The 10561-nt window shown below is 34.7% G+C and carries 7 protein-coding genes; all 7 read right to left on the bottom strand.

Features of this window, described 5'->3' with window-relative positions; genetic code table 11:
- Nucleotides 1–448 (bottom strand): hypothetical protein (locus TY15_RS22075; RefSeq protein ID WP_042375583.1); only part of this gene is annotated, 448 nt, incomplete at its 3' end.
- A 495-nt stretch (nt 449–943) separates the two neighbouring features.
- Entirely contained in the window at nt 944–1354 is a 411-nt protein-coding gene (locus TY15_RS22070; RefSeq protein ID WP_244440983.1) for a hypothetical protein, read from the bottom strand.
- A gap of 1080 nt (nt 1355–2434) precedes the next feature.
- Nucleotides 2435–2881: a recombinase family protein gene (locus TY15_RS22060; protein ID WP_040204028.1), complete on the bottom strand. Its 447-nt coding sequence runs from the start codon at nt 2879–2881 to the stop codon at nt 2435–2437.
- Between the two features lie 613 nt (nt 2882–3494).
- Entirely contained in the window at nt 3495–4982 is a 1488-nt protein-coding gene (locus TY15_RS22050) for a restriction endonuclease subunit S (RefSeq protein WP_040204031.1), read from the bottom strand.
- Nucleotides 4979–6409 (bottom strand): class I SAM-dependent DNA methyltransferase, encoded by a 1431-nt coding sequence (locus tag TY15_RS22045; RefSeq protein WP_040204033.1) that lies wholly within the window; start codon nt 6407–6409, stop codon nt 4979–4981. Before TY15_RS22045 ends, TY15_RS22050 begins: the two co-directional genes overlap by 4 nt.
- Before the next feature lie 179 nt (nt 6410–6588).
- The gene (locus tag TY15_RS25060; RefSeq protein WP_244440982.1) at nt 6589–7032 is read right to left on the bottom strand and encodes a hypothetical protein; all 444 of its coding nucleotides are present in this window, start codon (nt 7030–7032) and stop codon (nt 6589–6591) included.
- Between the two features lie 86 nt (nt 7033–7118).
- Nucleotides 7119–10325: a type I restriction-modification system endonuclease gene (hsdR, locus tag TY15_RS22035; protein ID WP_040204035.1), complete on the bottom strand. Its 3207-nt coding sequence runs from the start codon at nt 10323–10325 to the stop codon at nt 7119–7121.
- Nucleotides 10326–10561 lie beyond the last annotated feature (236 nt).

Raw genomic sequence — 10561 nt, 5'->3', positions numbered from 1 at the left:
CAACAGTTGAAAGTAAGTTTTCATTTTCGAAATCTTTTTTCATTAATAGCTTGATTATTGGTTCTTCTGGAAGGGTAATATTAAGACCTTTAAGATTTTTTGTGTTGTATTCTTTACCAATGCTAACATTTGTATAAAAACAGAAAATGAGACCTTCGCTGTCATACTGGAACCAACAATCCAAAAAGCTTATTAAACTATTTTTTACTTCATTTGACATAAAGGAGAAGGCATTCTTTGAATCATAATTTTTATCACCTTCCGCTATAACATCCACCTTTTCACTGTCAATAGATTTGACATACACATCGTCCAAATATTCAGTTCCAGCGTAGACAATAGCTTTTTGTGATGCATTCATTTTTTCAAACAATAGTTTAATTGCCCTAAGTCTTTGCAATCTAAACCCTTTTCCCTGTTCCCCAACTTCTCTGTTAATCGTAGACATTACGCTTACACCCTTTAAATAAATTCACTTTGCTTAAATTTCGACAGAATCATTCCTATCATTCTATATTACTACATTTAGACAAATTTCCAACTAATTTCCTATAAAAAAATTGTGCATTCATTAGACTGCACGAACATAGAAAATAATTTTTTGTAATGCTTCTTTACTAAAAAAGCAGTTGTATTATCAGGCAGCCAAACCAAATGTTGTTTACTGGAAAATGATTTGGAATGAAAAAATCCGAAAATATACAAGAAGTGAATAAAATCTTGCATACTTTCGGATTATTGATAATTTTGGACATTAAACAAAAGCAACTGTTAGCTTAATTAATACATACCTTTAATTTTGGAACTAACTCTTTGTATTTAACAAAAAAATCTCTAATCGGCAGAACAGCGAAATATGAAGAGGCTTGAGCATTAGCTAGTAAACATTCATCATAAATTTAACTAATATTCAATTCCATTTTGGGTTCTATTCCTCTTTGAACTAGAGAGTTTGCCAAATCTCAATATAACTTCCCCCCCTTTCATCAATAGACCTTTCTATTGAAAAACGACCTGCAAAGCTCTCCCACCACACTTTGTATGTTTTATAAATCTCATTAAAATTCTTTAAACTATCCTTATCAATTACAAACAATTTTTGATTAAATAAATCCTTTTCTTCATAAAATATTATTAAATCATTTTTATTGTCATTAGATATTCTTTGTGAAATCTCATTCCATAGTTCTTCATACTTTATTTTAAAGTCTTCTTTAAATGCTATTCTTGTTGATAAATAAGGAAACCTTAAATCCTCTTCATTTCGATTCTGATTGAGAAAAATATTTTGTATGTAAATCAAAAAGTTCAAAGCAAAGGATGTATCTGTCTTCATTACTAATGAATTCTCCAAATTTTACACTCCCTTCGTTAATGTCATTATTTCAATAATTAAGGAAATACTCAAACATTTATTCTTCAACTCTTCTTCCATAATAGTTAAAGAAGCGACAGCCTTGTTCAACTATTGCACCCGTTTTGTTTAACAAGAACTATCGGGTTAGTATTCAAATATAGAATAGTTTCAGAACTCATTTTTTCATTACAAAGAAATTTTCTGCTAAATTCTTGATAACCGAGTAGCCCCAAGTGGAATAGACTTCATACTTACTTCTTCTTCCTTTGTTATCGGACGTAGTTCATTAAGTCCTTTCACCAGAATGCCACCAAATTGTTGCGAACGAAAATAATCAGGACTAATCCCATCTAACTCCAAAGGTCTATAACCGCTAATTTTACCTTCCAATCCTGTTTTATGGATAGTAATAATACCTGCTGCACCCTGATAGAGTGTTCGGCATCCTATTAAATCTTCTGCAACTGGAGGTAAAGAACCTTACCAATCCATTAAACCAGCTAAAAACATTGTTCTGCTTCCAATTCCTTTTTTAGACGGAATTTCAATTACCCTACCGCAGGCATAGTTACCAGATGATAATGGGATAGCCCAAAATTGACCAGACATTAAATCTTTATTTGTCTTAGGTTTAAACGTATACTCTATGTTAATCTTAATCACCGCCGTTTATTATATATAAGCTATCATTACTATAAAATTTGTACGACTCCTTGTTCAACTAATAGGCAGTTTAGTCCAATAAGCCTTGCACCAAAAACCTGTATAAAAATTAGTATTTATACAGGTTTTCTTTGAGAAATGATTCATTAAGAATATTAAACATGCTACAAAAACATTTATGCCCGCCATTTCATGTAAAGTTGATGCGGAGAACAACTCTGCAAAACAATGTTTTCATTATAATGAACACATCACTCACTATTTAGATATTGGTCAATGTACCTGGAAAAACATGGACATACTAGACCATCAACTTTTGGATATTTTAAGTTAGCTAAAACACAAAAGAACTCAAAGCCAGTTTAGCTTTGAGTTTTTTTAATGTTCAATTATCGCTTAATTCCTTTTCATTACCTAAACCAATCGCTTCAACTCTGGTGACAGCAGTAAATCAGGATTTTGCATAGCATACATCATTTCAAAAAATGTCGTATCATCGCCTTTAAAAAAATGTGAATCATATCGTTCCAAAATGGATATTACCCGAATTCCAAACTCTTCTTCCAAAAATTTCTTTAATACAACTGCTTTATTATAGTCACCTGCCGCACGAGTAAGACTAAAAAATATAACAGTTGAAAACAATTCCTTTTTTGCATCTTCTATAAGAGATTTGATTTCTTCCCTTTCGTGCAGTTTTTTTGTTGGCGATGTTTCTTGATAAAGAAATTCCCCTTTGACTTCAATGCCTCTCTTTTTAGCTTCTGTTAAACAAAGATAATTTTCATGTTGTTCCTTGGATTTAATTTTTCTAGCTTTCTGTATATAAAGTGCTGCGATGTTATTTTGTTTTGGTTTCATTTTACTTTTCCTCCTATTTGCATTAATCATATATTGTTTTTGCTCACATCACATTGAGCCACTTCGCTCGTGAAAACGTGAGCCACTCCTTTTCCAGCTAAAACAGCGTCTTGATATTGAGTGGGAGGCATGATAGGCTACTCTAGCTCTCGAAAACAGCTTGGTGGGTCGGGTTTCGAGCGAAATCTGCCTCTAGAGGCTCTGTGTCAAGACATTCCAGATTTCCCATTTTCAAAATTAAAGATGGCTAACGAATATTGTTGTTTTGCATTTGTGTTAGTAGTATACATCCTAAAATTGTGGGATTAAATATTGAATATGCAATTTTTTTGGTGTATAGGAAGCATATAAATGAAGAAACTTTTTTCAAAAAGTGCTGAACAGATTATTCAGAACTTTTACTTTTGTATATTACATTTATTTCCTTTTAATCTTTCAAACAAGAATTCAACTACTTACATCAATAATCATCTCACTTATCACCTTGCTCGTTACAGGATTATTGTGTCTTTCTGTTCTAGGCAACAAAGAAGCAAGACAAATTAACTTGTTGTACTATTTCGTATTAAAGCCAAAAATAAAAGACACCCAATATTTGGATGTCTGAATGAAACTATTTTACTTGTTCTTGTAACACTTCTTTTAATAATTCAATTGCACTTTCTTCATTTGGGTCATTTGTTCTAAGTTCACCTCTAAAGGCTTTAGAGAGGATGGACTGCTCAAGTGCTTCGAAACTCTCTTCTATAAGAAGCATTTCTTTTTGTTTATTTTCTAATTCTCGATAATTATTCAGCCATTTTGCAATTTCCACAACTTCTTCTTTTGGTGGTAACGGAATCGGCAAAGAAGCCAGTTTTTGTGAGTTAATATTAGCTTGTCCAACTTGTTGGGTAACCATTGACAACAGTATTTTACGTCCTAAATGACTATTAATATAATGAGAAACATAATTGGCTAAAATATCTTTATAAAACAATCGAACTTTGATTAGATACGATGCAAATGTAAAGCTTCCTGATACCTCTTCTGTTATTACAGCAGTTTTGCCAACCAATTCATAACTATTTGTCCTATTAAATAATAAATCATTTGTTTGCAAATCATATTTTAAAACATCTTCGTGATTGCTTGGAAGATACTTCAAATTATTTAATTCAAGATACCCATCAACTATATTCCCCATTCTTAATACAGGTGTTCCAGTTACATCATCATTTGTTTTAGCAGATGTACCATATGTAGATGATTCCATTAAATCATTCAAGCGCACCCATTCCCATTCATTTGGTAATTCATATAGCATATCCAGAATGCTTGGGTCCAATTGGTCTTTAAACTTTGTTTTACTTCCTACTTTTAAGGAATTAATATCTTCCAGCCATTTATTAGCAGTAATAATAAAGGTATTCAGTTGTCTCCATTTTCTAGTCAATTCCCCACGAAATGCCATATCCAAAATTGATGCTCGACGAAGTTCAAACGTTTCATTCGCTTCCTCAATCAACCGCTTTGCCTCATCAATTTTATTTAATAGACGTTCTACTTTTTCTGCGATGCGTATTTGTTCCCTTAGAGGTGGTAGTGAAATGGGAATTAACTTTAATTTACTAGCCTTTATTCCACTTACTGTAGTACCAGTGGAATTATCCCCGATAAGTGACTGTATTTGAGGACTCATTAGAACTAATTTCAAAAAATTATTATTAATCATAGAATATGGTGACAATGTGATAATTCTTTGTGCTAGAGCTACTTTTTCATCAGTATCTAACTGTGCCACATTCCCTAGAGGTGCTTCAGTTGTAAATAATATATCCCCTTTTTTGGGTATTCCTCTAGTCATCCATTTGTCATAGTCTTCAACCGCAATAAACTCTTGAGGTTCTATATTTAGACGATTCATTCTTACATTCTTAGCAGTAATTAACCTTATACCTTTTTCTGTTTTCTTAGGTGTTTTTCCTCTATAGTCAATAAATTTAGTTGCATTTTCCAATCGTATCCAAATCCAATTATTTGGTACCTCATACGGTTGCTCTTCTTCTGGAACTAATGCTTCTTTTAATAATTCCTCGATGGACTTTTTTTTCTTACTCATTGGTTTACAACCTCATTCTCCTCTACTGCTCGTAGTTCTTCAACAACTTCATTTAATAAACCGATTGCTTGTTGAAGTTTCACTATTACTTCTTCTGCTGTTTCGATAGGGGCTGGCATATCCTCATATGCTAATAACGATTCGTCTGCAATAAGACCAATATCTAGACTATCGTTCTTTTTGGTAATTTCTTCTCGTGTAAACTTGTTCCATCGTTCGTCTTGTACTTTTGTACGGTCTTTTGCTACATAACCTTTCATAAATCCTTCAAAGTGCCCAAGTGTTAATTGACTTCGTTTACCAAAAGAAGGCATATTTGTACGAAGGTCATAGACCCATACATCTTTTGTGTTATTCTGGTCTGTAGTTCCTCTTGTAAAGAACAATACATTTGTTTTCACACCTTGTGCATAGAATATCCCCGTTGGCATACGTAAAATAGTGTGCAAGTTACATTTATTCATTAAATCCCGTCGAATTTGTGCACCTATCCCGCTTTCAAATAAAACATTATCAGGTAAAACTACGGCTGCGCGGGCTTGTCCGTTATCTTTTAACGCGTTATAAATTAATTGCAAAAAATTCAACTGTTTATTAGAAGTAGTATATGTTAAGTCATCACGGGTAGCACTCTCTCCGCCTTTTTTTGTTCCAAACGGTGGATTTGTTAAAATAACATCAAAATTTTTCATCCATTTTCCATTACTTGTTAAAGAGTCCCCATGGTCGATTCGTCCTTCAATGTCATGGAGCAGTGCGTTCATTAATGCCAAACGATGTGTATCTTGAACAAGCTCCATTCCTGTAAATGCCTCTTCCTTTTGAAACTTAGCTACTTCAGGAGCTAGGTCGTAATAATTGTCCGTTTTTTCTTTTAAATATCTGTCTGCGGCAATCATAAAACCAAATGTTCCAGCCGCAGGGTCATTGCATCTCTCACCAGGTTTTGGGTCGATTAGTTGTACCATAACATCGATAAGGACACGAGGGGTAAAGTATTGACCAGCACCCGATTTCTTTTCACTAGCATTCTTTTCTAACAATCCTTCATATAAATTCCCTAAGCCCTCTTCTTTTGCATTGTACCAATCAAGGGCATCTATGGACTTAATAATTTTCTCTAAATTCTTCGGTTCTGCAATACTTGTCGAAGCATCTCCATAAATTTGGCGTAACCTTTCATTTTCACTACTTCCTAATTCAATTAACAATCGTTGATAGAACCGTTTTAGTTCTACCCCTTCTTTATTCAATAATTCATCCCAACGAAAGCCTTCAGGGATGATTCCTTCCGTTTCCTGTTCCTTCATCATTTTTAAAAAGAGCAAGTATGTTAACTCTGTTACATAATCCTGATATGAAGTTCCGTCATCACGAAGTACATTACACAGGTTCCATAACTTTTGTACAATTTCTTGGTTGTTCATAAATTGCCTCCTAGATTTAACTATCCGTATATCTTTCTTATTATAAATGAAAAGCTACCCTTTTAGGGATATACCTTATTTCGGTAATTATTGATATCGCCAAAAGAGAGCTCCTACATTAGGAACTCCCTTTCCAGTTTAAAGTAATACTCTTTTGCTAACACAAAAGTAAATTCTACTTACCAATCGCTCATTCTAATACGCTCATCATTTACTATCGCAAACAAATAAGAAGGGGCTTGAAAGCTCTGAAGTGGAACTGTATTTTTAAGCGGTACAAGTTTTAAAGCTTTTACAAATTCGTTTTTTGAAATTGAGCGTTCGGTCGCACTTAAAAATACAGAATTGCCTTTTACCATATATGTAAATCCTTTACCTCTTATCTGCGTAAAAGTTTCTCCTTCGCATTGTGTGATTCGCTCCCATACTTTATCTATCATAATAAAATTCCCCTGTTTTTCATTTTTTATAAGAGCATATTGTTCTCCCGATATTCGTTTTCGAAACTTACTAAGAACGATGAAAAAGTGGTTTCCGCCACGTGCTATAGAAATCATCTCTGCCATAACCGTTCCAAAGTCTTTCCAAACATCACCACATTTTTTTCGGATGTACTCTTCCATTTCTCTTATTATAATAGTCTTTCCGATTTCTCAAAAGCTTAAATAACAGCTTCGTGTCGAGTTAGTACAATTCGTCCTCCACTCGATTAGCTTATATACAAACTCTCATTAATCGTAAAAACAATCTTATCAACCATATCTCCAAACTCACGCTTCATTATCTTGTATCCACCCGATGTTCTAAATGGTTCTTCAGAAAATGCCTCTTCTGCTGTTGGAGCCAGGACAGGTACTTGTATTAATTGCTTTTCGATACGCTCCAACCATTTCTTTTGTCTCGGTGTCCAGTTATGAAGGGAATACACCTTTTGCATCGCCTGTTTAATTCGTGTCTCATGGTCAACTAGTGCTTCACCCAATGCAGCTTGGCGAATAAAGCTGATAATATCCGCTGCTATTTCTTCACTTTTTGTCTGTTTCCATGCTGTTTGTAAATGTGATTCCTTATATCCTTTTGTTTCTAAAATAGTAATGAGTTCTCGCAAATCCTTTTTCGTTAAATCTTTGGGTCGAGTACAAACAAGTTGTAATGCAGGAATTTCGTTCATATTTTCTCTTATAAAACGCTCGAATCCATCCAAATAGTCTTCTGGTCTGCTATTTCCTTCACCATATCCACGAATCACTTCTCTAACGGTATCTTCTTGATTCGAGATATACCTTTTCTCTCCGCTGACGCGGTACGTCTCCATGTATTCAAATAATACTTGATGTTCTTTCGCCTTACCAGGAGAATAAAGTTGAATCTCTTTAGCCCAATCATCAATACTTTTACCGTTAGAGAGCTCTTCAAATTTTTGCTTTCCTTCTTCATTTATCCGCTGCTTACGACGTTGAATTTTTGCTATTAATTGGTCACGGTAAAAACTTGCTTCTTCTTCAGTCGATGTATTGGTAAATGATTCATACAATTGTGCAATACTGTAGTTTTGTTGCTTCACGACAGGTTTCATCTCTGTATAACTTTTCAGCTTGTCATAAATACCAACTGCATCAAAAATATTAAAGTGTGTTTTGCCTATATCCTGACAAAGGCGTGTTGCCCGTCCCATCATTTGTTCATACAAAATACGTGATTGTACACGTCGTAAAAAGACGATGTTTGTGATGGAAGGAACATCAATACCTGTTGTCAATAAGTCTACAGTGACCACTATGTTAGGCAATCGCTCATTTTTAAAACGCTTAATCGCTTCTAACGGTTTATAAATAGAGCCTGTTATTTTCATAATGGCATCGTCTTCTACTTCATCACCGTATGTCTGATATGCCTCTTTTAATAAACGAACGACTAAATCAGCATGCTGGTCGGTTGCTGCAAAGATAAGAGTCTTTTCCTTCCCAGTAGGGTCAATGAATTCTGTAAGCTTCGTTAAGACAGCCCGGTTAAATGGTTCTGTAATGACGCGCTTATTAAATTGCTCAACATCAAAGTGTACTGTATCCTCCATTTTTTCTAGCTGAATTTCCCCTTTATCAACATCGTAAACTTCCACTTCTTCATCTTTATCGAATGTGATACCTATTTGAGAAAGTTCTGTCTTAAATAAATAAGGCGGTTCGTGGTCCACCAGAAAACCATCCAAAACAGCCTCACTATAGGAATACTTGAATATCGGCATCCCGAAAATATCGGTTGTATGAAGAGCCGGAGTTGCAGTAAGTCCTAAACAAACTGCATCAAAGTATTCAATTACACGACGGTATTGACTAATATAATCATTCTGGTCACGGAACTGCAATTCTTCTTCGGACATTTCACGGTCACTTGTATAACCCCTATGAGCTTCATCTACAATAATAAAGTCATATTGTCCAACACTTGGTACCTTTCCACTTTCATTATTGAATAGTCGATGAACCATCCCTTGAACAGTTGCTATATGCACCTTTGTCTCCACATCAGGAGTCATATCTTCCAGCGATTTAACATCATATATATCCGTAAATGAATAGCCCTCGATTTTCGTATCTTTTAGAGAATCCCTAGTTTGTTCTCCTAACGAATTACGGTCAACTAGAAACAAAATGCGACGACATTTCTTCGTTTTAATCAAACGATACATAAGAGCAATCGCTGTACGCGTCTTCCCTGTTCCAGTTGCCATTGCAATAAGCATTCTTCGGTTTCCTTCAATTAAACTTTTCTCAGTAGCAAGAACAGCACTTTGTTGATAATCCCGTAATCCAAACTTCGTAATATCTTCTTCCTTTAGCCGTTTGCTGGCATCCTGGTCATCCTGGCTCAGAAGTAGTTCTAAATCAGCAGGTGAGTGCCATCCTTCTAATGGTCTTGCATGTTCAAAAGGCTTCCGTGAATCCCAAAACCAAATCCCTGACTCTTCTTGAAGTTGTCTCAAAAAAGGTCTTCCATTTGTAGCATATAAAAACGGTACTTTATATTCACCCGTGGAAGAATTAATCTCCTCATTTTCAATTTGGATAATATTCTTTGCATAGATTTTTGTCTGGCTTTCTAGGGCGCTAGGAATATTTTTCTTTTCAGCTTTTGCCTCAATTAATCCAACAAGCTTAATTCCAACAAACAAAGCATAATCGGCTCTGCCACCTGCAACCTTCCACTCAGCAATAGCGATATTACGATTTTTTTCTGGAAGTGTTCCATTCTTCTGGTGATTAAGAGTCGATGTTTCAGCATCCCAACCTGCCATACGGAGTTTTTCATCAATAATGGTACGAGTTTCTGCTTCTGTTAATTGTTGACGATTAACAAACGATTTCGTTAATTTTTTACGCTTCTTTTTAACATCAGGTTGTTCTGCAACTGCTTTCTCGCGTGTTTTTTCTAATTCATCTTCTAGTTTTTTAACTTTTTCTTCATATTCTTGTTGAAGCGTTTCCATATTAATTATTTCTTGTTCCTGCGGTTCTATATATTCAGGTGCTTGAAAGTCCCAATCCCCATACACTTCCATAAACCAAATAGACAAACGAAAAGACAAATGCAACAATGCCTTTGCTTCTTCTGTTTCCCCATAATCCGCGCGATGTGATGCGCGATTTCCTTTAAGCCGAAGCCTATCAAATATATCGAATAATTCAGGTTCAAGAAGACCTTCTCTGCGCAAGGTATTAATACGGTCTACCTGATTAGTCCCATATGCTTCCCGAATATCTTCTGATGCTAGAATAAACTTCGTAAGTGTCTCCGCAAATAGTCGAAGTTTAAATAAGGTTGTCTGAGGGTCATGATATAAATTTTTTTCTGCCGTTTCCCCTAAGTTAGCAAGTACATCCCATTTCCCACGAAAAAATGAAAAGTTGCTAGTCATTTTTATCACCGTTTTCCGAAAGATTGTATGTGAATATTGTACCATATTTATACAAAAAATGGTGGCTACATAGGATATACACTTCCTATAAAGCCACCATTAAGGGTCTAAATAATTGATTGGAATTTTTGATATAACAGTTCACTTCTTTTTTCCACAAACTCTTCAAAATTTGTAAGCTCCAAACTAACCTTAGGTATGTAATGTTTTGTAAGATAATCATTTTTAGCCACATT

Origin of the sequence: Neobacillus jeddahensis, from assembly GCF_000612625.1 — a bacterium.
Classification (GTDB): domain Bacteria; phylum Bacillota; class Bacilli; order Bacillales; family Cytobacillaceae; genus Neobacillus; species Neobacillus jeddahensis.
Note: the sequence above shows the minus strand (reverse complement) of the source record. Positions and strands in the feature narration are given on the sequence as shown.

Bases quoted from the DNA above. Each gene is read 5' to 3' on its own strand.
- TY15_RS22060 (WP_040204028.1), bottom strand. From the start codon at position 2,881: ATGAAACCAAAACAAAATAACATCGCAGCACTTTATATACAGAAAGCT.
- TY15_RS22050 (WP_040204031.1), bottom strand. From the start codon at position 4,982: ATGAGTAAGAAAAAAAAGTCCATCGAGGAATTATTAAAAGAAGCATTA.
- TY15_RS22045 (WP_040204033.1), bottom strand. From the start codon at position 6,409: ATGAACAACCAAGAAATTGTACAAAAGTTATGGAACCTGTGTAATGTA.
- TY15_RS25060 (WP_244440982.1), bottom strand. From the start codon at position 7,032: ATGGAAGAGTACATCCGAAAAAAATGTGGTGATGTTTGGAAAGACTTT.
- hsdR (WP_040204035.1), bottom strand. From the start codon at position 10,325: ATGACTAGCAACTTTTCATTTTTTCGTGGGAAATGGGATGTACTTGCT.